The sequence below is a fragment of the Salipiger mangrovisoli genome, assembly GCF_015223355.1.
Taxonomy (GTDB): Bacteria; Pseudomonadota; Alphaproteobacteria; order Rhodobacterales; family Rhodobacteraceae; genus Salipiger; species Salipiger mangrovisoli.
In genome coordinates, this window is sequence record NZ_JADFFK010000026.1 from 57,738 (window position 1) to 81,648 (window position 23,911).

The 23,911-nt window shown below is 67.3% G+C and carries 23 protein-coding genes; 15 read left to right on the plus strand and 8 right to left on the minus strand.

Annotated elements, in window-relative coordinates; genetic code table 11:
- Window positions 1–82 precede the first annotated feature (82 nt).
- Both IQ782_RS25030 and IQ782_RS25035 read right to left on the minus strand, forming a co-directional pair.
- Window positions 83–1,081 (minus strand): tripartite tricarboxylate transporter substrate binding protein, encoded by a 999-nt coding sequence (locus IQ782_RS25030; RefSeq protein ID WP_194137401.1) that lies wholly within the window; start codon window positions 1,079–1,081, stop codon window positions 83–85.
- A gap of 121 nt (window positions 1,082–1,202) precedes the next feature.
- Window positions 1,203–2,123: a LysR family transcriptional regulator gene (locus IQ782_RS25035; RefSeq protein ID WP_194137402.1), complete on the minus strand. Its 921-nt coding sequence runs from the start codon at window positions 2,121–2,123 to the stop codon at window positions 1,203–1,205.
- Window positions 2,124–2,228: 105 nt separating this feature from the next.
- Between IQ782_RS25035 and IQ782_RS25040 the strand changes: the two genes are divergently transcribed.
- From IQ782_RS25040 to IQ782_RS25065, 6 genes are all read left to right on the plus strand, one after another.
- Entirely contained in the window at window positions 2,229–3,932 is a 1,704-nt protein-coding gene (locus IQ782_RS25040) for an FAD-dependent oxidoreductase (protein ID WP_194137403.1), read from the plus strand.
- On the plus strand, window positions 3,929–4,798 hold the full coding sequence (locus tag IQ782_RS25045; protein ID WP_194137404.1) for a sugar phosphate isomerase/epimerase family protein: 870 nt from the start codon (window positions 3,929–3,931) through the stop codon (window positions 4,796–4,798). Before IQ782_RS25040 ends, IQ782_RS25045 begins: the two co-directional genes overlap by 4 nt.
- Window positions 4,799–5,787: 989 nt before the next feature.
- Window positions 5,788–6,282 (plus strand): ATP-binding cassette domain-containing protein, encoded by a 495-nt coding sequence (locus tag IQ782_RS25050; protein ID WP_194137405.1) that lies wholly within the window; start codon window positions 5,788–5,790, stop codon window positions 6,280–6,282.
- Window positions 6,283–6,647: 365 nt separating this feature from the next.
- On the plus strand, window positions 6,648–6,839 hold the full coding sequence (locus IQ782_RS25055) for a sugar ABC transporter permease (protein ID WP_194137406.1): 192 nt from the start codon (window positions 6,648–6,650) through the stop codon (window positions 6,837–6,839).
- A 332-nt stretch (window positions 6,840–7,171) separates the two neighbouring features.
- Window positions 7,172–7,345 carry a hypothetical protein gene (locus IQ782_RS25060; protein WP_194137407.1) on the plus strand — a complete coding sequence of 58 codons (174 nt, stop codon included), beginning with the start codon at window positions 7,172–7,174 and terminating at the stop codon, window positions 7,343–7,345.
- A gap of 3 nt (window positions 7,346–7,348) precedes the next feature.
- Window positions 7,349–7,543 carry an ABC transporter permease family protein gene (locus IQ782_RS25065; RefSeq protein ID WP_194137408.1) on the plus strand — a complete coding sequence of 65 codons (195 nt, stop codon included), beginning with the start codon at window positions 7,349–7,351 and terminating at the stop codon, window positions 7,541–7,543.
- 977 nt (window positions 7,544–8,520) lie between these two features.
- On the opposite strand, the gene IQ782_RS25070 is transcribed toward IQ782_RS25065, so the two are convergent.
- The 6 genes from IQ782_RS25070 to IQ782_RS25095 all read right to left on the minus strand — a co-directional run bounded on the left by IQ782_RS25070 (window position 8,521) and on the right by IQ782_RS25095 (window position 13,524).
- Window positions 8,521–9,093 (minus strand): c-type cytochrome, encoded by a 573-nt coding sequence (locus IQ782_RS25070; protein WP_194137409.1) that lies wholly within the window; start codon window positions 9,091–9,093, stop codon window positions 8,521–8,523.
- Window positions 9,083–10,306 carry a PQQ-dependent sugar dehydrogenase gene (locus IQ782_RS25075; protein WP_194137410.1) on the minus strand — a complete coding sequence of 408 codons (1,224 nt, stop codon included), beginning with the start codon at window positions 10,304–10,306 and terminating at the stop codon, window positions 9,083–9,085. The genes IQ782_RS25070 and IQ782_RS25075 overlap by 11 nt, the downstream gene beginning before the upstream one ends.
- Window positions 10,307–10,377: 71 nt before the next feature.
- A complete protein-coding gene (locus IQ782_RS25080) occupies window positions 10,378–11,025 on the minus strand; it encodes a nuclear transport factor 2 family protein (RefSeq protein ID WP_194137411.1) in 648 nt (215 codons plus the stop codon).
- A gap of 60 nt (window positions 11,026–11,085) precedes the next feature.
- Window positions 11,086–11,934, minus strand: a complete 849-nt coding sequence (locus IQ782_RS25085; RefSeq protein ID WP_194137412.1) for an IclR family transcriptional regulator domain-containing protein — start codon at window positions 11,932–11,934, stop codon at window positions 11,086–11,088.
- 14 nt (window positions 11,935–11,948) lie between these two features.
- Window positions 11,949–12,494: an NADPH-dependent FMN reductase gene (locus IQ782_RS25090; RefSeq protein ID WP_194137413.1), complete on the minus strand. Its 546-nt coding sequence runs from the start codon at window positions 12,492–12,494 to the stop codon at window positions 11,949–11,951.
- 67 nt (window positions 12,495–12,561) lie between these two features.
- Window positions 12,562–13,524: a Bug family tripartite tricarboxylate transporter substrate binding protein gene (locus IQ782_RS25095; protein ID WP_194137414.1), complete on the minus strand. Its 963-nt coding sequence runs from the start codon at window positions 13,522–13,524 to the stop codon at window positions 12,562–12,564.
- A 159-nt stretch (window positions 13,525–13,683) separates the two neighbouring features.
- Between IQ782_RS25095 and IQ782_RS25100 the strand changes: the two genes are divergently transcribed.
- From IQ782_RS25100 to IQ782_RS25140, 9 genes are all read left to right on the plus strand, one after another.
- The gene (locus tag IQ782_RS25100) at window positions 13,684–14,154 is read left to right on the plus strand and encodes a tripartite tricarboxylate transporter TctB family protein (protein WP_194137415.1); all 471 of its coding nucleotides are present in this window, start codon (window positions 13,684–13,686) and stop codon (window positions 14,152–14,154) included.
- A 4-nt stretch (window positions 14,155–14,158) separates the two neighbouring features.
- Entirely contained in the window at window positions 14,159–15,679 is a 1,521-nt protein-coding gene (locus tag IQ782_RS25105; RefSeq protein ID WP_194137416.1) for a tripartite tricarboxylate transporter permease, read from the plus strand.
- Window positions 15,676–16,770 carry a maleylacetate reductase gene (locus tag IQ782_RS25110; protein WP_194137417.1) on the plus strand — a complete coding sequence of 365 codons (1,095 nt, stop codon included), beginning with the start codon at window positions 15,676–15,678 and terminating at the stop codon, window positions 16,768–16,770. Before IQ782_RS25105 ends, IQ782_RS25110 begins: the two co-directional genes overlap by 4 nt.
- Window positions 16,752–17,615, plus strand: coding sequence for an intradiol ring-cleavage dioxygenase (locus IQ782_RS25115; protein WP_240989561.1), 864 nt, complete (start codon window positions 16,752–16,754; stop codon window positions 17,613–17,615). Before IQ782_RS25110 ends, IQ782_RS25115 begins: the two co-directional genes overlap by 19 nt.
- A gap of 220 nt (window positions 17,616–17,835) precedes the next feature.
- A complete protein-coding gene (locus IQ782_RS25120; RefSeq protein ID WP_194137418.1) occupies window positions 17,836–18,966 on the plus strand; it encodes a TRAP transporter substrate-binding protein in 1,131 nt (376 codons plus the stop codon).
- 73 nt (window positions 18,967–19,039) lie between these two features.
- Complete coding sequence (locus tag IQ782_RS25125; RefSeq protein ID WP_194137419.1) at window positions 19,040–19,624, plus strand: TRAP transporter small permease subunit; 585 nt, start codon at window positions 19,040–19,042, stop codon at window positions 19,622–19,624.
- Window positions 19,621–21,039 carry a TRAP transporter large permease gene (locus tag IQ782_RS25130; protein WP_194137420.1) on the plus strand — a complete coding sequence of 473 codons (1,419 nt, stop codon included), beginning with the start codon at window positions 19,621–19,623 and terminating at the stop codon, window positions 21,037–21,039. The genes IQ782_RS25125 and IQ782_RS25130 overlap by 4 nt, the downstream gene beginning before the upstream one ends.
- Window positions 21,029–22,393, plus strand: coding sequence for an amidase (locus tag IQ782_RS25135; RefSeq protein ID WP_194137421.1), 1,365 nt, complete (start codon window positions 21,029–21,031; stop codon window positions 22,391–22,393). The genes IQ782_RS25130 and IQ782_RS25135 overlap by 11 nt, the downstream gene beginning before the upstream one ends.
- 21 nt (window positions 22,394–22,414) lie before the next feature.
- Complete coding sequence (locus tag IQ782_RS25140; RefSeq protein ID WP_194137422.1) at window positions 22,415–22,576, plus strand: hypothetical protein; 162 nt, start codon at window positions 22,415–22,417, stop codon at window positions 22,574–22,576.
- The last annotated feature ends 1,335 nt before the right edge of the window (window positions 22,577–23,911 follow it).

Here is a 23,911-nt window from a genome sequence, read left to right on the forward strand (position 1 = left end):
TAGGAAAAGCGCCGCACTCCCGGTGCAGAAGTGCGGCGCCAGCGCGATCCAGGCCCGGCTGGTGCCGGTTCCCCGATCCGTTTCAGGGACGGGCGATGCCGAACTCTTCCGGCGAGGTCTTTGTCAGACCCGCGTCCTGAAGCAGCCAGGTGGTGCCCTGTTGCCACTTGGCGAGAAACTCCGTGGCCTCGGCTCCAGAGATCGAGAGCATGGAGAAACCGCGGTTTTCCATCAGGTCCTTGAACTCGGCGGTCTCGGCGCCTGCCGCATAGGCGTCGACCAGCTTGGCGACGACATCATCCGGCGTGCCCTTCTTGACGAAGACACCGAAGAACGGACCCCAGGGCAGGTAGGTTTTGTAGCCCTCGTTGAAATCGGTCACCGGGGGCACCTCGGGCAGCCTGTCGCTGGCCGCGACATCGAAGACGGCGAGCGGCTTCATGTTGCCGGCGCGGATGCCTTCGATCGCAGCCCCCAGGACCGCGGGCATGACGTCGATCGCACCGCCCTGCAGCGCGGTCAGCGCCGGGCCGTCCCCGTCGTAGGGCACCGAGATCACCTCCATCTCGCCTTCGACCGTGTTGATCATGGCCGTCACCACGGAAGGCAGCCCGCCCGGTCCGGTCGCGCCGAGACGCAGTTCGCCGGGGTTCTCCCTGATGTAGGCGAGCATGCCTGGATAGTCGTCGAAGGGCGCATCGGGATTGGCCACCAGGATCGGAGTGCCGCGGGCCAGGATGTTGATCGGCGTGAAGTCCGAGTAGTCCTTGTCTCCGAGGCCCATCACCTTGTAGAGCAATGGGTTTTCCGCGCCCATCAGCAGAGTGTAGCCGTCGGCCGCCTGCCCCGCCACCTGGTTCAGCGCGATGGCACCGACGCCGCCGGTGACGTTCTGCATGACGACCGTGCCGCCAAGCACGTCCTCTGCGTGCGGCGTGACCGAGCGCATCACGGTATCGGTGGAGCCACCGGCACCCCATTGGATGATGCCCTGGATTTCCTTGCTGGGGTAGTCCTGCGCGGCGACTGCGGTCGCGGCAAGGACAAGCGCCGACGCGGCGCCAAAGACAAAACGCTTCATGGTTTCCTCCCGTCAAAAGGTCCCGAACGTGAACCTCCCCACGTCCGTTGACACCTTTTTGGGCCTCCCCTGGGCGTAACGTCAAATATCAATTTTGGACGTTGAGTAACCTTATGTTAATTTACCTGTTGCTCTCTTCCCATTTTCGCCCCGCGTCGTTCAGCTCCTTGCGGAACTGTCGAATGCTGTACTCGGCGAAATTCGAGAGCACCCGGTCCTTCTTCGTGACCGCGTAGATATCGATCGCCGTCTCCTCGATGATCGGCTTGCGAACGACACCCGGCAAGTACACCTCTGCCACAGAGAATTCGTCGATCAGCGCGACGCCGAGCCCGTGGCGGACAAGGCTGACGATGGTCTGCGCGAAACGGCCGCGCATGGAATGGCGCAGTTCGATCCCCGCCTCGCGGAACGGACGCGAGACGATGCGGCCGTAGGGATCGCCGGGGTCGATGCCGATCAGCGGCTCCTTGGCAAGATCGTGCACCGAGATCACGTCGCGCTCGGCCAGCGCATGGCCCTCGGGCAAGATCGCCACGACCCTCCCATGCGCGATCTTCTCGCTCTGGACACCGGGGTTGTCGACGGCGGAGCTCATGATCACGAATTCCCCGCGTTCGAGCAGCAGGTAGTCGGTGGTTTCCTCGATCTTGAGAATGTTCAGGTCAATATAGAGATCCGGGTACCGGGAGCGAATGGTCTGGATCGCGCGCGCCGCGATGAACTGCGCGACGGACGGCGCAGAGGCGAAGGACAGCTGCACCTCCTCGCCCTTTTGCAGCGAGTTGATCGCGCTCTGCAGGTTCTCGACACCCTTGTAGACCTCGCGGACCTGGTCGAAGATCTTTCCCGCCTCGACCGAAGGCACGAAGAGCCCGGCCTTGCGCTCGAAGAGCCGCAGCCCCAGCGCCTCTTCGGTGTGCTTAACCAGCCGAGAGATGCCCGGCGCCGAGACACCGAGCAGTTCCGCGGCGCCGCTGATCGTGCCACGGAGCATCACCGCCCGGATGACCTCGACCTGCCGCAGGGTGATTTCGCGCATCGACGCCTCCTGAATAACCTGATGTTATCTTCATCGCATATATGGTCATTGACGTTAATACCCTCCACAAGGGTAAGCAGGGTCATCCGGGTGGAGGAGGACGGGATGACCCAAGACGCGACGACGCCAGACGCGATGACCCGGACAGTCGATCTCTTGGTGATCGGCTCCGGTGCCGGAGGGCTTGCGGCGGCGGTGACCGCGGCGGCGCATGGGTTGTCGGTGACCGTGCTGGAAAAGGCAGATGTGCTTGGCGGGACCACCGCCTGGTCGGGCGGGTGGATCTGGGCGCCGTGCAATCCCGTCGTCCGCCGCGCGGGCATTGATGAACTCGCCGACGCCCCCCGGACCTACCTGCAGGCCGTGCTCGGCACCCACTTCGATCCCGAAAGGGTGGATGCCTTCCTTGCTGCCGCGCCCGAGATGGTGGCCTTCTTTGACTCCCGCACCGCGCTCGAGTTCGAGCCCGGCAGCGCCATCCCCGACACCTACGGCCACCTGCCCGGCGCAGGCACCGGCGGGCGATCGGTCATCGCCAAGCCCTTCGACGGGCGGCGGCTTGGACAGACAATCTTATTGCTGCGCAAGCCCCCGCGCGAGACGACCTTTTTCGGCATGACGATCCAGGCCGGGCCAGACCTGCGTGCCTTCATGACCATGACACGCTCACGTCCGGCCTTCCTGCACGCCACCCGCCGCGTGCTGCGCCACGCCCGCGACCTGGTGCTATACGGGCGCGGCATGGACCTGCGCAACGGCAATGCGCTGGTCGCCCGGCTCATCCGCTCGGCGCTCGACCTCGGCGTCGAACTTCGCCCTGGCGCCGTCGTCGCGGAACTGCTGCGGCAGGAGGAGAAGATCGGCGGCGTTCGACTGGCGGACGGATCGCGCCTGCTGTGCCGTCGCGGAGTCGTGCTGGCCACCGGCGGCTATGGCCATGACCCGGCGCTGCGCGCTCGGACCTTCGCCCGCGACGCCGAACACCGGACGCTGGCGGTGGCCGAGGCAACCGGCGACGGGATTGCCATGGCGCGGGCCGTCGGCGGCCAGTTGCGCACCGATCTGGCAGGGCCAGCCGCGCTCTGTCCCGTTTCGGTGGTGCGCTGGCCGGACGGGCGCATCGGTCAGTTTCCCCACATCATCGAGCGCGGCAAGCCCGGCGTGATCGGCGTCCTGGCGAGCGGCAGGCGCTTCTGCAACGAGGGACTGGGCTACCACGACTACGTCGAAGCGCTGCTTGCCGCGCTGCCCGAAGACGCGCCCGCGCGGTCCTGGCTGGTCTGCGACCATCGCTTCCTGCGCCGTTTCGGTCTGGGCGTGGTCCGTCCGCAGCCCGCTCCGTGGCGACACTGGGTGCGGCGCGGCTATCTGAAAACCGGCGCTTCCCTGCCCGATCTGGCGCGGGCCTGCGGCATCGACCCGGCGGGCCTGGAGGCCACGGTCGCCGAATGGAACCGCCACGCCGCCAGCGGCGAGGACCCGCTTTTCCACCGCGGCACCAGCCCCTACATGCGCCTCCAGGGCGACCCTGAGCAGCAGCCGAACCCCTGCGTTGCACCCATCGCCCGCGCGCCATTTTTTGCCGTCGAGGTGGTGCCGGGCAGCTTCGGCACCTTCGCCGGGCTTGCCACCAATGGCCGCGCGCAGGTGCTGAACGCCAATGGGGCGCCGATCCCCGGCCTCTGGGCTGCGGGCACCGACATGGCGAGCGTCTTCGGCGGGGCCTACCCGGCGGGCGGCATCAACCTCGGGCCGGCGATGACCTTTGGCTTCATAGCCGGGCGCGACGCTGCGGAGGGGCGGCCATGAACCGCAAGCTGACCGTCGCCCATCTCACCGCCATCGACCTCGCCCCGCCTGCCCTGATCGAGGCAGCCGCAAGCGCCGGCTTCGATGGCGTCGGCCTTCGCCTTCTGCGGGTGACGGAGGACAGCCCCGGCTACCCGCTTGCAAGCACACACGAGAGGCGCGCGACGCGGCATGCCCTCGCTGCCACGGGGCTCGAGGTCGCCGACGTCGAGTTCCTGCGGCTGACACCGGAATTCCGCGTCGAAGACGTGCTGCCCGTGCTGGACACCGGGGCGGAACTGCAGGCGCGCCACGTGATTGCCGCCCCTTACGACAGCGACCTATCGCGCCTTGCGGCGCGCCTGGCCGACCTGGCCGAAGCCTGCCACGCACGCGGTCTTCGCGCCGTGCTGGAGTTTTTTCCCTGGACCGCGGTTCCCGACCTCGCGACCTGCTGGCGGGTGGTGCAGGAGGCAGGTCCGCTGCCCGGCATCCTTGTAGACAGCCTGCATTTCGACCGCTCCGGTTCATCCCTGGCGCAACTGGCGCAGATCCCCGCGGCGCGCCTGCCCTTCGCACATCTGTGTGATGCGCCGGTTTGCCCCTCCTACAGCACCGAGGCGCTGCTGGACACGGCCCGCCGCGAGCGCCTTCTGCCGGGCGACGGCGAAATCGACCTGGTCTCGCTTCTGCGCGTTCTGCCCGCCAACCTGCCGCTTGGGCTCGAGATTCCCGGCCCGCTGCGCGGCACCGAAACCCAAGGGGACCGGCTGCGGCGCATTCATCGGGCCACGCTGGCGCTCCTCCGTACCGCGATGGACCAAGGTCGCGACATTGCGCTGCCCGGCGATCCGGGCGCGCCGGAAGACGGCAGAAATGGCCCTTGAGGGAGCGCAGTTCCCCTTCCCGCCTCCTGTGGCGCGCTTGGCGGCCGGTGCCCCGGTGAACACCGCCTGGAACCGGCCAGATGGGGCAATCGTCGCGACGGCGGTGCGCCGGAACGTGCTGCGGGCCGGCAGCGGATAGGCAGCAGAAGCCGAGGCGATCTCGGCCTGCTTCGCCGCGATCTTCGACGTGTTGAAATCCATCACACTGCCAAGCTCGTCGACGGCTGAACGGGCGATCAGCCCAAAATCGTCCTGCAGGTCCGGGCGCCGGAGGATCACCTCTTCGCCCGAGGCCGGTCCGTCCCGGCCCAACAGTCGGTCACCGATCAGATCGACCTCATGCGCGTCGGCATCGAACAGCACCGCCGTGCGGATGCCGGTGATGAAAATCCGGAATCCGGGCCGCGGCGCCAGGCGGACCGCGGCGGCGGCCTTCACCGACACGCCGAACTCCTCGGTCAGCGCCTTCCCAGAGACTCCATGGTCACGAAACCGGACGCGAAGACGCGATTCTGGAGCGCCGACAAGTTCTGCGCAGGAGAGAGAGCTGTCCTCGAGCCGAGTCATTTATCGATCACCCTCGGAAGAAAGTCTGCATTGGTCAGAGACTGCCGCGACGCCCGGAATCCTCTCCCGAGCCGCCGATGGCACGATCCGTGCAGTCGGGCGCACGCTTGGTCCGGATGCCTGGGCCCGGTGCGCTGGCGATACGCCGGCGCCAGATGCAGACGCTGGTGATCTGCGCCGGCCGTTCCGGTGTCGTGGCAGCAACCTGCAAGGGTGTCCTCGCCGCTGGCGGCCTGCCCATCGGTCTTCTTGCCGGATTCGATCTGGCCAAGGCCAACCCCTTTGTGGCAATTTCGCTCAGCACCGGGTTTCCGGGGCCGCACCGCTGGAGGGCGCGCACCAGACCCGAAGCCCCGACGAGGCGGTCGAGACCGCGCGCGCCCTGAAGCTATCCAGCTTGCCGGTGCTCGGGGGCGCATGAAATGAGCGGTCTCTTACGTGGATCGGAAAGCGCGCACTCCCCGCATCTGACCGTGCGCCAGAATATTGCCTCCCTGCTGCGGACGGTTCCCGCACGACTGCCCGGTGCGGCGCTTTTCAGCACCCAGACCCGCGCCGCGGCGTCCGAGATCGAGGCCCGCACGCTTGAAATTGCGCTCATGCTGCGGCTCGGCGCACTGCTCGACTGCAAGCCAGATCAGCTCTGTGGCGGGCAGCAGCAGCACGTTGCGCTGGCACCGGCGCTGGTGCGCGATCCCGCGGCCTTCCTGCTCGACGCGCCGCTGAAGAACCTCGACACCGCGCTGCGCCACAGCACCTGCGGGGCAATCCGCGAGGTGAACTGGCGCACCGGCCAACCCTTCCTGCTGCTGACCCACGACCGGGCCGACGTGCTGTCGATCGCCGGTGATGATCGGCGGGCGCAGCGCGCAATGCGCGCCGCCTGCCGATATCTGCCATCGCCCCGCCAGCCGTGAGGTCGCCAGCTTCGTCGGGGCGCATTGGATGCACATCCTCGCTCCCGGCGTCGAGGCACCGGCGCTGCACCCGCGCGGCGCGCGGGACACGATCAGCATCCGGCCCGAGGGACTTCGGATCGACCCGAAGGGGACGCGCCGTGGCACGCTCAACAGCGCCGCCTTCGAGGAGACCCTGCTGCAAGTGCGCACCACCTCGGGGGCTGCGCTGCTGATCATCTTCGCGCCGGTGGGCGTGGTCTTCGTGCTCGCCTTCACCGACTGGCGGATCGGCGCAGGGGACAAGGACTTGTGGGTCTCGACAATTTCGCCCAGCTCTTTGGCTCGCGGCCGAGGAGCAACGCATCCTCAACACGCTGACCTATGTGGCGATCGTCATCCCGGTCTCGGTCGGGATGGGCTGCTGGTGGCGCTTCTGCCTGGTCTCCAAGCCGATGCCGGGACCGACCACGCTCTTCGTGGTGGTGACCTTCGCGGCCAACGCCTTTCGCCAGTTCGAGGCGGTCGCGACGCTGACCAAGGGCGGCCCGGCCTTTGCCTCGGACACCATCGTCTAAGCGCCCTACCGGGAAGGCTTCGTCCACTTCAAGGCGGGCCATGCCGGCGTCTTCCACGCGGTGTTTTTCCTCGCTCTGCCGCTCACCGCACTGCAGGTCTGTGCCGTCGAGCGCAAGGAACACTGCCGATGAAACGCATGATCCTTCTTGGTCCCCTGGCGCTCGGCGCGGCGCTGGCGCTGCTGCCCGTTGCGTGAACGGTCGCGGTCTCGTTCAAGCCGCAGCCAGAGGTCTTCACCCTCTCGATTGCCCCGCTGCCGAAGGCGCCGAGGCTGGCCAACCACCGGCTGGCGCTGATCCGGACCGAGATCCCGTGCTATCTGATCAACGGCGTGGTTGTCACCGGCGGCATCCTCGTGCTGCAACTGCCGGTCTCGGCGCCCTGCGCCTACCCGCTGGCGCACCTGCGGTTCAGCGGGCACGGGTCGCTCTTCGCCGCGTTCCCGGCCCCGCTCCACGTTGCCGCGATCCTCTCGGTGACTGCGCATCGAGACGACCACTTCTGACCGATGATCGCTGCCAGCGATCCGCAGATCGCCACTCCGTCGCGCGGCATCCTGTTCTTCCTCGACGCGGATAACGGCGACGATGTCGGGCCGCTGATGGCCGGGGCCGTGCAAGCCATCGCGCCTTTGGTGCTGGGGTTCCTGCTCGCGCAGCGCCCCGTCACGCAGGGTCTGGCGAATATTGGACTGAAAGGATGACCGCCCGGCCCGCCCGCCGAATGACCACGAGACCGAGAGGCCGCGGGCTACGCCCACTGGGCAGCGGGTGAACAACCTTCCGAGACTTCACAGCTAGGCACCTCCGCATCTACACTGGGAATCTCCATCAGCCCCGCGCTCCATGGCCGCTTCGCCTCCGAGGGCGGCACGTCGCTGATGACCCGCGTCGCCGGTCACGGCGCCGGACACCGAGGTCTACCTCCCCGCGGTGGCTCGGATATCGTCATGCTGACCGATGACGCTGAGACGCAACCGGCGGCCCGGAATTTCAACGCCTTCGTCACCAGCCCGCGGCGCGGATGATCATCGTCGAGACCACCGGCTGTGCGCCGACCAACGCCCTCGTGGTCGAGGACGAGAGCCACCTCGGCGTCTTCTACGCCGAAATCCCAACGCCCGCTTTGCGCAGGCGCGGGTCGCGCGATATGCCCGGCCCTGCTGCGCCGTCCCCGACGCCGAGGGGGGTGCAGTGACCGACCTGAACGCCGCTGATCTGCTCGGGATTGTCGAAGGGGCGGACCCGAAGGCGAGTGTCTAGGATTTGGCCGACACGACACGCGAGATGCTCGGTTTCAACCGACGTGGCCCGCGCGCGGCCTTGGCGGGGCTGCGCCGACGCCACGGTGCCGGCTTCATGAGAGACGTCGCAGTCCCAAGGCTCAAGGACCTTGCGCCGTTCCGCAACCCATGCCCGTCCTCGCGGAGGGCTCTTCCCGCTTTGCGCAACCGCAGACAATTGGAGCGCGGCTGCGTGGATGCAGGAGAGCCGGGCCGAAGCGCCGCTGCTGCGCCCACGGAGGATCTGGGCGTTGACCGGCGGCCAGCCAGGCACCGTCAGCTCCTCTCAACTTGCCCCAATCGCAATGTCGCAACTGACACGAAGACCACATGTCCCATGGCGACCGTGCCGTCTCTTTCCGGTTTCCGCCGGGTGCGCGCCGCCGGGAGACACCGCGCTAGGGCAGCGTTGCCAGGTAATCTGCGAGAAGATCGACCTCTTCCTCCGTCAGCGCCTGAGCGATCTCGACCATGGCGGCGCGACTGCCCAGACGCCGCTCGGCCCTGAAATCGAGCAGAGCCTTGCGCAGGTAATCCGCGCGCTGGTTCCTCAGCGGAGGGATCTGTTTGCCCCCGCGAAAGTCCGCGCCGTGGCAGGTGTTGCAGCGGTGGTCCTGTGCCAGCGCGCCCGCGTCCGATCCCGCCCCCGTGCCCGGTGCCGGCACCTGCGGTGGCGGCAGGCCGGCGATCCATGCCGCGGCGGCTCGCAGGTCGTTGTCGGTCATCTCGGACGTCAGCGCCTGCATGGCATCACCGGCGCGGTTGCCCGAGCGAAAGGCGACCAGTTGCAGGAGCGCGTAATAGGAGTCGATGCCCCCGAGAGAGGGCACCTCGGCCGTGGTGGAATCCCCTGAGCCGTGACAGGCGACACATTGCTCCTGCACGGCCAGGAAACCCTCCTGGGCCGATGCGTGTTGCATCGGCCCAAGCAGAAGCGCCCCGAGCACGGCCGCGCCGGCCCTACTCGCCATAGCTGACCCGGTAGACCGCCCCGTTCCAGTCGTCCGAGACCAGCAGCGAGCCGTCCGCCATGACCTCGACATCGACCGGGCGACCCACGTATTCATTGTCCTGGATGAGCCCGGTCAGGAAGGGCTCGATCCGGGTCACGTTGCCGGCGTCGTCGAGATAGGCCACGACCACATCGCCGCCGATCTTCTCGGTCCGGTTCCACGGCCCGTGACGGGCGATGAAGATCTGCCCGGCGTAGTCGGCGGGGAACATGTCCCCGGTGTAGAAGCGCATCCCGAGCGGCGCGCTGTGCGGCCCGAGCAGGGCGATCGGCGCCTCGAAATCCGCGCAGGAATAGCCCCAGCCGAATTCCGGATCGGTGAAGGTGCCGTTGTGGCAGAACGGGAAGCCGAAATGCTGCTCGCCCGGTTTCGTCAGCCGGTTGAGCTCGTCCTCGGGCAGGTCTTCACTGAGCCAGTCCCGCTGGTTGTCGGTGAAATATAGCTCGCCGGTCTCGGGGTGGAAGTCGAAGCCCACCGAGTTGCGCATCCCCCGCAGGATCGTCTCGGCACTTCTGCCGTCGAGGCTGACCTTGCGGATCTCGCCAAATCCCGCGTCGATCGCGCAGATGTTGCAGGGCGCGGAATTGGTGACGTAGAGGTTCTCGTCCGGCCCGACGGCAAGGTAGCGCCAGCCGTGCGGCCGGGGCTCGCCCAGATCGGTGTAGATCTCTTGCAGCTCCGGCGGGCTGTCGAGGTTCGCATCGATGTCCGCCGCCTTCACGATCCGCTGGTGCTCGGCGATGTAGAGATCGCCGCCGTGCAGCGCGATGCCGTTCGGCCAGTCGAGGTTCTCGTAGATCATCTTCGGCGCGCCGCCGCTGGGGATCGCCCAGACCGCGTTGCCCTCCCAGTTCGAGACGATCACTGTCCCCGCCTCGGTGACGCGCAGCGCGCGGGCATTGTTCACCCCGCTGGCGAAGACCTCGACCTTGAAGCCCTCGGGGACCTTGATCAGGTCGAGCGGCAGGTCGCCCTCGGCAGTCGGCAGGGGCATCGGCGTCTGGATCGCCAGCGCCTGTGCGCCGGGCGTTTCCGGGCGGCCCTGCAGCGGCCCCTCGGCAGGCGCGACCGTCGCCGGAGCGGCGGGCGCAGGGGGATCGGCCTGGGCAAGCACCATCTGGCCATGGCCGATAAATCCGGCAGCGAGGCCGGCAATCACGTAGGCTTTCATCTTCTCCTCCCTTCGGCACCCTGCAACGGGCGCCATGGCTTCAACAAAGTGCGGCGGGGACGCCGCTCCTCTCAGCGTCCCCAGACATGTCCTTCCCACTCGATCGGCCGACCGGCGAGCCAGCTTTCGCCGCAGGCATAAAGCGCCGCCACTTTCTCTCCCCTCAGTCCGGGCATGTCGGTCTTGACCGGATAGCCGATCGAGGACTGCAGGTAGGCAAGGTGGCAATAGCCCGTCGGATAGCGGGCCAGCACCTCGGGATCGAGCTCGAGCCGCGCGGCGGGATCGACCGGGTCCATCCGGTCCTTCTCGTAGATCGGCTGGCGCAGGCAGAGCCCCCAACGCCCTTCGCGTCTTTCCCAGAAATCATGGAAGCGCCCGGTGCAGACCACGTCAACCTGCACGCCATGCACCTCGGCACGCTGCGAGATGGTCATCTTGGTCTGGGTGATCGCCCGGTTCCCGGCGATCTCGATGTTCGAGCCGCCAAGGAAGTGCAGGATGCTCACCCCCTTGTCCCAGCCCGCCCGGTTCATCGCGATGAACTCGTCCGCCGTGCCCTGCGTCCAGGTCGCCATCATCCGCCCGTCGTCGTGCCAGACGGTGCGGAACTTTTCCCAAAAGCCCGCATCGCGCCAAATCACCCAGTTCTCGACCAGGTCCCGCAGATCCTGCATGTCCTCGCGCTGGCGCGTCGCCTTGGATAGGGCTGTGTTCATCGGATCCTCCTGCAATCGGACACGGGAAATGGGGGGTGAAACGGTTTCGCCTGTGGCATGTCAGGTCAGCCCGGCCCGGTGCTTGAGCGAGGTCGCCGCCCGGTCGATCACGTCAAGCGCCTTGGCGCGCAACTCGTCGGTCATCCGTTCGGCCGGCACCGTGACGCTGAGCGAGGCCAGCGGCCGGCCCTGTGGCGACAGGATGACCCGCGCGATGCCGCCGATGCCCGGCGTATATTCCTCTTCGACCGTGGCATAGCCCGCGGCAGCAATCGCCCGCAGCTTCTCGCGTACGGCCTCGGCACTCAGCAGCGAGTTGCGGGCAAACCGCTGGTAGCGCGCACGCGCGAGGTATTCCTCGCGCATGGGCTCTGACAGATGGGCCAGGATGACCTGCCCGCCCGAGGTGGCATGCAAGGGCGCCCGGTCGCCGAGCCTGAGGTGCGCGACGATCCGGTGCGGGCTGAGCACCGTGGCTGCCACCCGATGGTTGTCCCCCTCGCGCAGGTTCAACGCCGAGCTTTCCCCGGTCTGCTCGGTGATCCATTCGAGCACCGGCACCGCGGCTTCCGCGAGATCCCGCTTGGCCCGCGACCGGCCCGCAAGGTCGGTGATCGCCGGACCCAGAAGATACCCCCGGCCCTCCGCGTCGAAGGACAGGTAATCATGGCGCAGCAGCGTCTTCAGCACCTGGGTCAGGCTGCTCTTGGGAATGTTCAGCTCTTCGGCGATCTGTACATGCGTGCGCGCGCTGCCCCATTGCCCGAGCAGGTCGAGCACCTGGATCACCCGCAACGCGGATTTGACATCGCCGGGGGGGGCGGGCGACCGCCGGAACGACGGCGCGACCTCGGCGTCGCCGGTGCCGGAACTCATGCGCGGCACGCGCTTGTCGGGGGTGTGTTCCACGTGACCTCCATGCCTCAGCCGCCGATTTCCGCCGCGAATGCAGCAAGCTGGGCGCGGATCATCTCGCGCGTTGTCTCATCGGCGATCCGTGTGCCGCTCTCGTCGACCTTGGACTTCGCGAAGGCGACGAAGACCTCGGGCTTGGTGAAGACCTTCGCCTCGAGGAACACCATGATCTGGCGCAGGTGATACTGCATGCGCGCGCCGCCGAGCATCCCGCCCGCCGCCGATTGCAGAGCGACCTGCTTCCCCTTGAAAGGCTGATCCGGCAGCCGCGAGATCCAGTCGATCGTGTTCTTGAGCCCGCCCGGAACCGAGAAGTTGTACTCCGGGCTGACGATCACCACGCCGTCGGCCCGCGCGATCATCTCCGCAAGCTCGACGACCTCCTGCGGGAACCCGTCCGCGCCCTGCGCGTCGGCGTTGTAGATGGGGATCGCACCGAAGTCCGGCGCCTGGAGGATCTCGCAGCCTTCAGGCGCCAGCTCGGGCAGCGTGTTGCAGACCGCGCGGTTGAAGGACCCCGTTCTCAGACTTCCGCAGATCACGAGCAATTGCATGGAGTTTCGTACCTTTCCTTGTGGCGCCGGCCGGTGGGCGGGCCGGCGCGCTTGTGGTTTGCGGGCGTCAGTTCTGCGCGATGCCCGCCTCTTCGCGGACCGCCTTCCAGACGCCCACGGCGTCGCGGAAGGTCTGGGTGAAAGCTTCAGGCGACGATGGGGCCAGGATGAAGCCGCCCTCCTCCAGCGACTTGGCGAAGGCATCCGAGCGGGTCGCCTCAGCCACGGCGGCGCTTGCGGCGCTCAGGATCGCCGCGTCGGTCCCGGCGGGTGCGGCGACGCCATACCAGGTTGATACATCGAGATCATAGCCCGCCTCTGTGAAACTCCCGACCTCGGGGATCGCGGGATGGGGCTCGGGCGAGGTGACGCCGATGCCCCGCAGATCCCCCGAGCCGATCTGGCCGATCACGGTCGAGGCGACCTCGACCATCATGTCAACCTCGCCGGACATCACCGCGGCCAACCCCTCGGGGGTCTTGGCATAGGGGATTTCCAGCAGCTCGATGCCCAGTTCCGAGGCGATCAGCGCCGCGGTGAGATGCTGCGTCGAGCCGACGCCCACCGAGGCGATCGTCAACCCGCCCGGATCGGCCTTTGCCATCTCGACGAGCTTGGCGACGCTGTCGATCTCCGACTCAGGCCGGGTGATCAGCACCAGCGGCATGGTGGCAATGCCCGAAACGCCGACGAAATCCTCGGCTGGATCGTAGGGCAGTTCCTTGTACATCGCGGCGGCCACGCTGTGCCCGGCGGCCATCATGTAGAGCGTGTAGCCATCGGGTTCCGCCCCGGCGACGGCGGCCGCGCCGATCGTCCCCCCTGCCCCGGCCAGGTTCTTGACCACGACCGGCTGGCCGAGGCTCGCCGACATGGGCTCCGCAAGCTGGCGGGCAATCGTGTCGGTTCCGCCCCCCGCGCCATAGGCCACGACCATGTCCACGGCCCGCTTCGGCCAGTCCTGGGCCGTGGCGGCTCCGGCTGTCGCAAACACCAGCCCCAGGGCGGCTGCGGTCATCAAGCGTGTCATCGTTGGTTCTCCTCCCAGTGAACGCTTTTGCATTTGTGATAGGCGCGCCGGCGACGAGCTGTAAACAAGAATATGAACAGTTCACATATATGAACAACAAAGCAATTGACACAGCGCCGAAGTACACCGAGCATTGACCTCGGGAGAAGGGGAGGAACCTTGCCAAACAAGCTCGCAGCCATCGACTGGCGCGACGCTTCGGTGGCTGTCGCCGTCATGGCGCTCGGCCTGACCGGCGTCGTGCTGGCGTCGAGGTACAGCCTGGGAGAGATGCGCAACATCGGTCCGGGAGCCTTCCCGATGATCGTCAGTGTCCTGATCTTGCTGGCCGGGGGTCTTATCGCGATCGAAAGCGTCGTGATGCGCCGAGAAGAGGGCGACGACCTGAGCGCCGAGCCCGTCCCCTACCGCGTGCTGCTCTTCGTCACGGCGGGGCTTCTGGCCTTCGCCCTGCTCACGCCGGTGGCGGGCGCGGTGCCGGGGATTCTCGCCTGCATCCTGCTTGCGGCCATGGCGGACGGCAGCCTGCGACTCTGGCAGGTCGCGGTGCTTGCGGCTCTGGTCGCGGGGTTCTGCGCGCTGGTCTTCGTCGTCCTGCTGAAGCTCCCGATGACCCTGGTGACGTGGTGAGGCCGTGACCTTCGTGGACAATATCGCGCTCGGCCTGTCGGTCATGCTGAACCTCTCGACCCTTGGCTACTGTGTGCTGGGCGTGACGGTGGGCATGTTCATTGGCGTGTTGCCGGGGCTGGGTCCGCTGGCCACGGTCGGGATGCTGCTGCCGCTGACCTTCTACGTGCCGCAGACGGACGCCATCGTCATGCTGGCGGGGATCTACTACGGCTCGATGTATGGCGGCTCGACCGCCGCGATCCTGCTCAACCTGCCCGGTACCGCGGGTGCGGCGGTCACCTGTCTCGATGGCAACCCGCTCGCCAAGTCGGGCCGGGCCGGGGTCGCGCTCTTCACCGCGACGCTGTCGTCCTTTTTCGGGGGCATCTTCGGGCTGATCGTCGTCGCCTCCTTCACGCCGCTCCTGGCAAGCGTCGCGCTGAGCTTCGGCTCGCCGGAATACGCCTCGCTCATCGTCCTCGGGCTGCTCGCCGCGGCGATGGTGGGCAATGCCTCCAAGGGCAAATCGCTGGCCATGGCGCTCTTCGGGCTGCTGCTGGCCATGGTTGGCACCGACCCCAACTCCGGGGTCGACCGCATGACCTTCGGACTGCTGTCGCTGGCCGACGGGGTGAACCTCGTGGTGGTGACCACCGGGCTCTTCGGGATCGCCGAGGTGCTGGCCAACGTCGGGCGGATCGGCGCGCGAGACGCTCAGGTCGCGCGGATCCGGATGCGGGACATGCTGCCCACCGCGCGCGAGGCGCGGGGCGCGATCTTCCCGGCGCTGCGCGGCAGTTCCATCGGCGCGATCCTCGGCATCCTGCCCGGCACCGGGGCGGCGCTGGCAACCTTCGTGGCCTATGCCGTCGAGAAGCGCACCTCGAAGACCCCCGATCGTTTCGGAAAGGGCGCGCTCGAGGGCATCGTCGCCCCGGAGTCGGCCAACAATTCCGCCGCCCAGACCGCCTTTGTGCCGACGTTGAGCCTCGGCATTCCCGGCGATGCCATCGTCGCGATCATGCTCGGCGCGCTGATCATCCACGGCATCGTGCCCGGGCCACAGCTGATCCGCGACCACCCGGACCTGTTCTGGGGGCTGATCGTCAGCTTCCTGATCGGCAATGTCGTCCTGCTGTTCCTCAACCTGCCGCTGATCGGCCTCTGGGTGCGCATCCTGCGCATTCCCTACGCGGCGCTCTATCCCGCGATTTTGGTGTTCATCTGCGTCGGCGTCTTCTCGATCCGAAGCTCGGTCTTCGACGTCGCGGTCGCCACGGTCTTCGGCCTGGGCGGCTACGTGATGCGCCGTCACGGCTTTCCCACCGCGCCGCTGCTGCTCGGCCTCGTGCTCGGGCCGCTGCTGGAACAGAACTTCCGGCGCTCGCTCATGCTCTCGCGCGGCGACCTGATGACCTTCGTCGAACGCCCGATCAGCGGCGCGATCCTCGCGCTGACCTTGTTGATCATCATCTTCCTGCTCGGGTCGGAGCTCCGCCGGCGCAGGCCACGGGGCCAGCTGCGCAAGGAGGGGCAGCGATGAGGGCGTTTCGATACCAAGGCACGCCGGGGCGGGTGGTCTTCGGCGCCGGGGCGATCGGTGAGGCAGGCGCGGAAGTCGAGGCGCTCGGCCGATCCCGCGCCCTGCTGCTGTCGACCCCCGCCCAGGCCGCGGACCTTGCCGCGCTGGCGCGGCGGTTGGGTCCCCGCGCCGCGGGGTGCTTCACCGCGGCCGCCATGCACACGCCAACCCAGGTGACAGAGGCCGCGATGGCCGCCTATGACCAGAGCGGCGCGGATTGCGTGTTGGCGCTGGGTGGCGGGTCGACCATCGGGCTCGGCAAGGCGATTGCCTGGCGCAACGACGCGCCGCAACTGGTGATCGCCACGACCTACGCCGGATCGGAGGTCACCGACATCCTGGGCCAGACCGAAGACGGGGTGAAGACCACCCTGCGCGACCCGAGGATCCGGCCGGAGACGGTGATCTACGACCCGGAGCTGACGCTCGGCCTGCCGGTGGCCATGAGCGTTGCCAGCGGGCTCAACGCCATGGCCCATGCGATCGAGGGCCTTTATGCACCGGATGCCAACCCGGTCACCTCGCTCATGGCGCTGGAAGGTCTGCGCGCACTGAAGGTGGCGCTGCCGGTCATCACCACGGCACCGCATGATCTCGCGGCGCGCAGCCGAGCGCTCTACGGCTCCTGGCTCTGCGGGACGGTGCTGGGCTCGGTCGCCATGTCACTGCACCACAAGCTCTGCCACGTGCTCGGCGGCTCGTTCGGCCTGCCCCACGCCGAGACCCACGCGATCCTCCTGCCGCACAGCGCGGGATTCAACGCGGCGGCGGCGACGGGGCAGCTCGCCGAGGCAGCGCAGCTCTTCGGTGGCGACCTTGGTGGCGGACTATGGGATTTCGCCGCAGACATCGGGGCGCCGCTGGCGCTGGCGGATCTCGGGCTTGCCGAAACCGACGTGCCGCGCGCCGTCGAGATTGCCCTTGCGAAACCCTACCCCAATCCCCGCGCGCTGACCCCCGCGGGGCTGAACGACCTGCTGCGCGGGGCCCTTGCCGGCACGCGCCCGGTGGCCACCGATCCAGGAGATATCCGATGCAGCACGAGGGCTTGAGCGGCCATTTTTCCGAGGACACCTCTGCCGAGACGGTCAATGCCCGGATCGGCGCGGAGGCGGACGCCCGGCTCGCCGAAGTCATGCGCGCGCTGGTCCGTCACCTTCATGACTTCATCAAGGACGTGCACCTCACGCAGGCTGAATGGGAAGCGGCGATCGGTTTCCTGACCCGGACGGGGCAGATCTGCGACGACACGCGGCAGGAGTTCATCCTGCTTTCGGACGTGCTCGGAGCCTCGATGCTGGTCGATGCGATCAACAACCGGCGCCCGCCCGGCGCGACCGAGAACACGGTGCTGGGGCCCTTCCACGTCGACGGTGCGCCACGCTACGAGATGGGCACGGACATTTCGCTGGACGGCGGCGGCGAGCGCTGCCTCTTCGAGGGCCGGGTGCTCACCCTGGACGGCACACCGGTCGAGGGGGCGACGCTCGACGTCTGGTGTGACAACGAGGACGGCTTCTACGACGTCCAGCAGCCCGGACTCCAGCCTGCCTTCAACAACCGCGGGGTGTTCACCACGGGGGCGGATGGGCACTACCGGTTCCGTGGCATCCGGCCGGTGTCATATCCGATCCCGGATGACGGGCCGGTTGGCCAGCTGCTCGCTGGGCTCGGACGTCACCCCTACCGGCCTGCGCACATGCATTTCATCGTTTCGGCAGAAGGCTACGAGACCGTCGTGACCCATAGTTTCGTCGCTGGGGACGCATATTTGTCCTCTGATGCGGTCTTCGGAGTAAAATCCTCGCTGATCGCCAGCTTCGAGCCGATGGACGAGGGCGAGACACGCTGGCGCTCGGAATTCGATTTCGTGCTTGTTCCAAGCGGGCCGGTCTGACCGGCGCGCGACCGCAGGAGGAGAAGGAGAGAAGGAAAGAAGCAGATCAGGACACCGGTGCCGCGCCCCCGGCAATCCTCTTGGGAGGGAGGATGCCACGGAGGGAGGGGCGGGTCGCCGAAAGGGGCGGGCGTCGCGACAGGACGCCCGGACCGCGCGGCAACGGTCTGCAGACCGCGCCACGCAGAAGACCGGAAACATCATCAAGGGAGGAAGAAAGATGACGGAAGCACTGAAGATCGGCCGCCGGTCGTTCTTGAAAAGGACAGCACTCGCCGGGGGCGCGATGGCAGGCAGCACGCTCGCCGCGCCCGCCGTGCTGGCACAGGCACCGCTGGTGCTGAAGATGCAGACTTCGTGGTCGGCGTCCAACATCTGGCAGGAGTTCGCGCAGGACTACGTCAATCGCGTTGAAGCGATGGCCGGCGGACGTCTGAAGATCGACCTGCTGCCCGCGGGCGCGGTCGTCGGGGCATTTCAGGTTCTCGACGCGATCAACGACGGGCTGCTGGACGCGGCGCATTCGGTGCCGGTCTACTGGTACGGCAAGCACAAGGCGGCGTCGCTCTTCGGCACCGGCCCGGTGTTCGGCGGCTCGGCGACGACCATGCTCAGCTGGTTCTACGAGGGCGGCGGCGCCGAGCTCTACCGCGAGCTGACGCAGGACATCATGGGGCTCGACGTCGAGGGCTACCTCGGCTTCCCGATGTTTGCCCAGCCCTTCGGCTGGTTCAAGGGAGAGGTGAACACCGCCGCCGACCTCAAGGGCTTCAAGTACCGCACCGTCGGGCTTGCCGCCGACCTCATGCAGGCGATGGGCATGTCCGTCGCCCAGTTGCCCGGCGGCGAGATCGTCCCGGCGATGGAGCGCGGGGTGATCGACGCCTTCGAGTTCAACAACCCGTCGTCGGACAAGGACTTTGGCGCGCAGGACGTGGCCAAGAACTACTATCTGTCGTCCTACCACCAGGCCTCTGAAAGCTTCGAATTCCTGTTCAACAAGCTGACGATGGAAGACCTCGAACCGGACCTGCGGGCCATCCTCGTGCATTCGGTCGAAGCCGTCTCGACCGCCAACACCGCCAAGGCGATGCGGCGTTACTCGGCCGATCTGAAGTGGCTGCAGGACGAGGCCGGGGTGAAGGTGCACCGCACCTCGAAGGACATTCTCGACGCGCAGATCAAGGCCTGGGACGGGCTGATCACCGATCTCGAGACCGACCCCTTCATGAAGAAGTGCCTCGACAGCCAGCGCGCCTGGGTCGAGCAGGTCACCTTCTACGAGCTGATGAACGCACCGGATTACGCGCTCGCCTACGAGCACTACTTCCCCGGCCGGCTGAAGCTCTGAACGGCATCTGAAGAGAACAAGGCGGCCCTGGTCACTCTCGGCCCGGGCCGCCAAGATCCGCAAGGAGGGCCGCATGATCGGTTTCATCCGTTTTGCCGACAACCTGTCGGCCTGGTTCGGCAAGGCCTTTGCCTGGCTGATCATTCTGATGTCGGTGGGCACCGGCTACGAGGTGTTCGTGCGCTACGTGCTCAACAGCCCGACCGCCTGGGCGCTCGACGTGTCGTTCATCATGTACGGCGCGCTCTTCATGATGGGCGGGGCCTACACGCTGTCTCGCGGGGGGCATGTCCGGGGCGACTTCCTCTACCGGCTGTGGCAGCCGCGCACGCAGGGCGCGATCGACCTGCTGCTCTACATCCTCTTCTTCTTCCCCGGCGTGCTCGCGCTGATCTTCGCCGGCTGGAAATACGCGGCGCGGTCCTGGCAGTACGGCGAGGTCTCGGTGAACAGCCCGGCGGGCGTCCCGATCTACCAGTTCAAGACGGTCATCGTGGTCGCCGGCGTCCTGCTGTTCGTGCAGGGGATCGCCCAGGTCATGCGCTGCATCATCGCCATCCGCACCAACGCGTGGATCGAGGCGGAGGAAGACGTGAGGGAGACCGAGGACCTGCTGATGCAACAGGCCAGCGCGGCCGAGAAGGACAACCACATATGACCGACCCGCAAATCGCCCTGATGATGCTGGGGCTGTTCATCTGCTTCGTGTTCCTCGGCTTTCCCATCGCCTTCACGCTGATGGCCATGGGCATCGGCTTTGGCTACTACGCCTATTTCGACGCGCGTCGGATGTGGCGCGCCTTCGACCGGCTCGACGAGGCCGCCGGAACCTGGGACCAGTGGAGCACTTGGATAGAGGGCTTCTTCAACAACCGGATATTCGACCTCTTCGTCAACCAGACCTTCACGGTGATGTCGAACGAGGTGCTGACGGCGGTGCCATTGTTCCTGTTCATGGGCTACATCGTCGAACGGGCCAACATCGTCGACCGGCTGTTCACCACGCTCAACATCGCGTCCAAGAACATCCCCGGCTCGATGGGGGTGGCGGCGCTGATCACCTGCGCGCTTTTCGCCACGGCCACCGGCATCGTCGGCGCTGTGGTCACGCTGATGGGCCTGCTGGCGCTGCCAGCGATGCTCAAGGCGCGCTACAACCCGTCCTTTGCCAGCGGCATCATCTGCGCCGGCGGCACGCTCGGCATCCTGATCCCGCCGTCGATCATGCTGATCGTCTACGCGGCGGCGGCGAACGTCTCGATCGTCCGGCTCTATGCCGGGGCGCTGCTGCCCGGTCTCACGCTGGTCGGGCTCTACCTCGTCTATGTGGTCGGCCGCTCGATCCTGCAGCCGTCCTCGGCCCCAAGGCCGACCGACGACGAGGTGCCCGACATCCCGATGAGCCGGCTGATCTTCATGATCGTCACCTCCTTCCTGCCGCTGGCCTTCCTGATCCTCGCGGTGCTGGGCTCGATCCTCTTCGGCCTCGCGACCCCCACAGAGGCGGCCTCGATCGGCGCCCTCGGCGGGATTTTCCTGGCGGTAATCTACCGCGCCATGACCTGGCGGCGCCTGCGCGAGAGCGTCTATCTCACCGCGCGCACCACGGCGATGGTCTGCTGGCTCTTCGTCGGCTCCTACACCTTCTCGGCGGTGTTTTCCTATCTTGGCGGCGAGCAGGTGATCTCGGAATTCGTGCAGGGGATGAACCTCACGCCGATCCAGTTCCTGATCATGGCGCAGCTGATCATCTTCCTGCTCGGCTGGCCGCTGGAATGGTCCGAGATCATCATCATCTTCGTGCCGATCTTCCTGCCGCTGCTGCGCTTCTTCGAGATCGACCCGCTGTTCTTCGGCATCCTCGTCGCGCTGAACCTGCAGACCAGCTTCCTGACGCCGCCGATGGCGATGTCGGCCTACTACCTCAAGGGCATCGCCCCGCCCGAGGTACGGCTGACACAGATCTTCGCGGGCGTGATGCCGTTCCTTCTTTGCGTCTTCGTTTCCATGATCCTGATGTATCTCTTCCCGCAGATCGTCTACTACCTTCCGGAGAAATTCTATGGCAGCTGATCGGGCAAGGCAGCGACAGGGCGCAGGGCCGCTCCTGATGTCGCTCGGGGCGGTGGAATTGCGGGACCGGCTCGCCTCGGGCGCGCTCTCGGCGCTCGAGCTGACCGAGGCCTGCATCGCCCGCATCGAGGCGCGCGAGCACGAGGTCGGCGCCTGGGCCTGGCACGACCCCGAGTTCGCCCGCGCGCAGGCACGGCAGCTCGACGCGCACCGCGCCTCGGGCAAGCCCATCGGGCCGCTGCACGGCCTTCCGGTCGGCGTGAAGGACGTGATCGACACGGCGCGGATCCCCACCGAGAACGGCTGCGCGGTCGATGCCGGGCGGGTGCCGCTGCGCGATGCCTTCGTGGTCGAGCGGCTGCGGCAGGCGGGGGCGGTGATCCTGGGCAAGACCGTGAGCACCGAGCTGGCCTTCATGGACCCGTCGGCAACGCGCAACCCGCACAACCCGGCCCACACGCCCGGCGGCTCGTCTGCGGGTTCTGCGGCAGCGGTGGCCGACGGCATGGTGCCGCTGGCCCTCGGCACGCAGACCGGCGGCTCGGTGATCCGCCCCGCCTCGTTCTGCGGGGTCACCGGCTACAAGCCGACCTTCGGCGCCATCCCCCGCCGCGGGGTGCTGCTGCAGTCGCAGTCGCTCGATACGGTCGGCGTCTTTGCAGGCGATCCCGCAGGTGCCGCGCTGCTGGCCGAGGTGCTCTTCGGCCACGACGAGGCCGACAGCGCCACCACCCTCGCCCCGCCACCACGGCTGCTGGAAACCACCCTCTCGGCCCCGCCTCTCCTCCCTGTCCTTGCCTTCCTGCGGCCTCCGGGCTGGGACATCGCCGAGCCGCAACTCCGCGCCGCCTTTGACGAGCTGTGCGCGGCGCTCGGCGATCAGGTCTTCGAGGTCGAGCTGCCGCGGCAGTTCGACAGCGCCGCGTCGCATCGCCGGTGCATCAACCTCGCCGAGATGGCGCGCAACTTCCATCGCTATGGCCGCGACGGGGCCGCGCTGCTGGGACCAAGCACCCGCGCGGCCTTGGCCGAAGGCGACGATATCCGTGCCCGCGACTACCTCGCTGCGCTGGATTGGGCCAAGGTGCTGCACGCGGGCCTCGCCGAGGTCTTCGAGCGCTGCGATGCGATCCTCTGCCCCGCCGCGCCGGGACCGGCTCCGGAGGGCCTTGGCTCGACCGGGGACCCCATCTTCAACGGCCTTTGGACGCTGATGGGAACGCCTGCGGTCACCGTCCCCATCCTGACCGCGGAAAACGGCCTGCCGATGGGGGTCCAGCTGGTGGGGGCGCGCGGCAATGACGCGCGGCTCCTACGCACGGCCCGCTGGCTCCACGCATGGGCCGACCAATGACCTCAGACCATGGAGAACGAGATGAACCGTCTTCTCGCGCTGATTGCCTTCCTTGCCCTTGCCGGCTTCGTTCTGGTCCTGATCGTCAAGGTGCCAAGCCCGGATCTCATTGCGGTGTCGGTTCTGACGATCGGCCTCGTCGCCTATGATTTCCTGACCTCGAGCGGAGGGCGGCGCGGCTGAAGCCCTGTCGCTTTGGACGGGGGCTCCGGGGTTTTCCCCGCGCTGCGCCGAGGACCCACGGTGAACCGCTCCAAGCTTGCCGCGGGCTGCAACCCCCGAGGAACATTGGGCATCGTGCGCAAAGACAGTGAACAAGCCCCCCCTCAGGTCTGCGAAAGCGCGGTGCGGAGGGTTTGAGGTGGCATCGGCCCGCACAGCTCTGACTGGAAAGCGATCACGTCGACTGTCGCGATGATCGGCTGCTCGGCGAAGACGCCAAACCTCCGGGTCCACAAAGGCCGAGGTCGACAGCGGCGGGCTCGCGGACGTTCTTGGCGACTTGGGCAAGAGGATGACGGCGCCCGAGCGGGCGAGCCGAAAGCTACGTCAGGCAAATGAAATTCTTCGCAAAGCCTCGACGCATGTCGCCATGGCGAAGCGCGACCGCCGGTCGCGGTGGTGATGGATTGCATCGAGGCGCATCGGGATACGCACGCGGGCAAGCCAGCCACGCGCCCCTGGTCCGAGCGACACTGGCGGCCCGATCCGCGCGGTGCTGCCCCCGTACTCCGACCGCGATCACCTGGCGAAGCCGGGTGATCCGGCCCGCTCGTCCATGCCCGCCGCGATGCCATCCTGCGACCCGAGATCCGCCATGTGTTCGAGGAGAACGGGCAGGTCGGCGTCCCTTGCAAGATCCTCGGCTGGCGCGCCGGCACGTCAGCGCAGACCGGTTTCGTCCTGGATGTCCGTGGCCCGGCGGCCCATGAACGGGACCCCTCGAAAGCCTGGGGAGTGGTCAATCACAACGAGCGGGGCTCGCGATCCCCGTCCATTCGCGACACCGAGGGGCTGGGCGAGCCTTCGCCATTCTGCGTGACCCAATGGCGTAGACATGGCGCATCATCGACCCTTCGGTCGGCAGCCTTGGCGACAGCAAGGACACCGCTCTCGCAGAGAAGATCAACGGCCCGCCAGCGGAAACAAAGGCAAACATCTCGGCGACGCTGGAAGCGTGAAGACACGGCCGCGCAACCAAACGCAATCGGCCTTTCGGCAAACCCGGCGCGGTTCAAACGCCTTGCAGGCCCAAGATGGGAGCGGCGCTCTGCCGGCCCAACATCGGCAGCGGGCACTCCGCTGCGCCGGTGCCGTTCCAGGGATGGGGACGGGCGATTGAACCGGCAAGCTTCGCGTGTTTCCCGCGCGACCCCGGCAGGGTCCGACCGCGCCGTTCGCCGCCTCGGCCGAGCCCCGGGGCGGTTTTTGCGGGTGTTTTTCACGTCACTCCGGCGCGGATGAGGACGGAGATTGCGGTTTCGAAATGTTCGGTCATGGCGGCCTCGGCTCTGGAGC

What these genes read in the sequence shown, in the direction of transcription:
- IQ782_RS25030 (WP_194137401.1), bottom strand. Translation starts at nt 1,081, where the DNA reads ATGAAGCGTTTTGTCTTTGGCGCCGCGTCGGCGCTTGTCCTTGCCGCG.
- IQ782_RS25035 (WP_194137402.1), bottom strand. Translation starts at nt 2,123, where the DNA reads ATGCGCGAAATCACCCTGCGGCAGGTCGAGGTCATCCGGGCGGTGATG.
- IQ782_RS25040 (WP_194137403.1), top strand. Translation starts at nt 2,229, where the DNA reads ATGACCCAAGACGCGACGACGCCAGACGCGATGACCCGGACAGTCGAT.
- IQ782_RS25045 (WP_194137404.1), top strand. Translation starts at nt 3,929, where the DNA reads ATGAACCGCAAGCTGACCGTCGCCCATCTCACCGCCATCGACCTCGCC.
- IQ782_RS25050 (WP_194137405.1), top strand. Translation starts at nt 5,788, where the DNA reads ATGAGCGGTCTCTTACGTGGATCGGAAAGCGCGCACTCCCCGCATCTG.
- IQ782_RS25065 (WP_194137408.1), top strand. Translation starts at nt 7,349, where the DNA reads ATGATCGCTGCCAGCGATCCGCAGATCGCCACTCCGTCGCGCGGCATC.
- IQ782_RS25070 (WP_194137409.1), bottom strand. Translation starts at nt 9,093, where the DNA reads ATGGCGAGTAGGGCCGGCGCGGCCGTGCTCGGGGCGCTTCTGCTTGGG.
- IQ782_RS25075 (WP_194137410.1), bottom strand. Translation starts at nt 10,306, where the DNA reads ATGAAAGCCTACGTGATTGCCGGCCTCGCTGCCGGATTTATCGGCCAT.
- IQ782_RS25080 (WP_194137411.1), bottom strand. Translation starts at nt 11,025, where the DNA reads ATGAACACAGCCCTATCCAAGGCGACGCGCCAGCGCGAGGACATGCAG.
- IQ782_RS25090 (WP_194137413.1), bottom strand. Translation starts at nt 12,494, where the DNA reads ATGCAATTGCTCGTGATCTGCGGAAGTCTGAGAACGGGGTCCTTCAAC.
- IQ782_RS25095 (WP_194137414.1), bottom strand. Translation starts at nt 13,524, where the DNA reads ATGACACGCTTGATGACCGCAGCCGCCCTGGGGCTGGTGTTTGCGACA.
- IQ782_RS25110 (WP_194137417.1), top strand. Translation starts at nt 15,676, where the DNA reads ATGAGGGCGTTTCGATACCAAGGCACGCCGGGGCGGGTGGTCTTCGGC.
- IQ782_RS25115 (WP_240989561.1), top strand. Translation starts at nt 16,752, where the DNA reads ATGCAGCACGAGGGCTTGAGCGGCCATTTTTCCGAGGACACCTCTGCC.
- IQ782_RS25120 (WP_194137418.1), top strand. Translation starts at nt 17,836, where the DNA reads ATGACGGAAGCACTGAAGATCGGCCGCCGGTCGTTCTTGAAAAGGACA.
- IQ782_RS25125 (WP_194137419.1), top strand. Translation starts at nt 19,040, where the DNA reads ATGATCGGTTTCATCCGTTTTGCCGACAACCTGTCGGCCTGGTTCGGC.
- IQ782_RS25130 (WP_194137420.1), top strand. Translation starts at nt 19,621, where the DNA reads ATGACCGACCCGCAAATCGCCCTGATGATGCTGGGGCTGTTCATCTGC.
- IQ782_RS25135 (WP_194137421.1), top strand. Translation starts at nt 21,029, where the DNA reads ATGGCAGCTGATCGGGCAAGGCAGCGACAGGGCGCAGGGCCGCTCCTG.
- IQ782_RS25140 (WP_194137422.1), top strand. Translation starts at nt 22,415, where the DNA reads ATGAACCGTCTTCTCGCGCTGATTGCCTTCCTTGCCCTTGCCGGCTTC.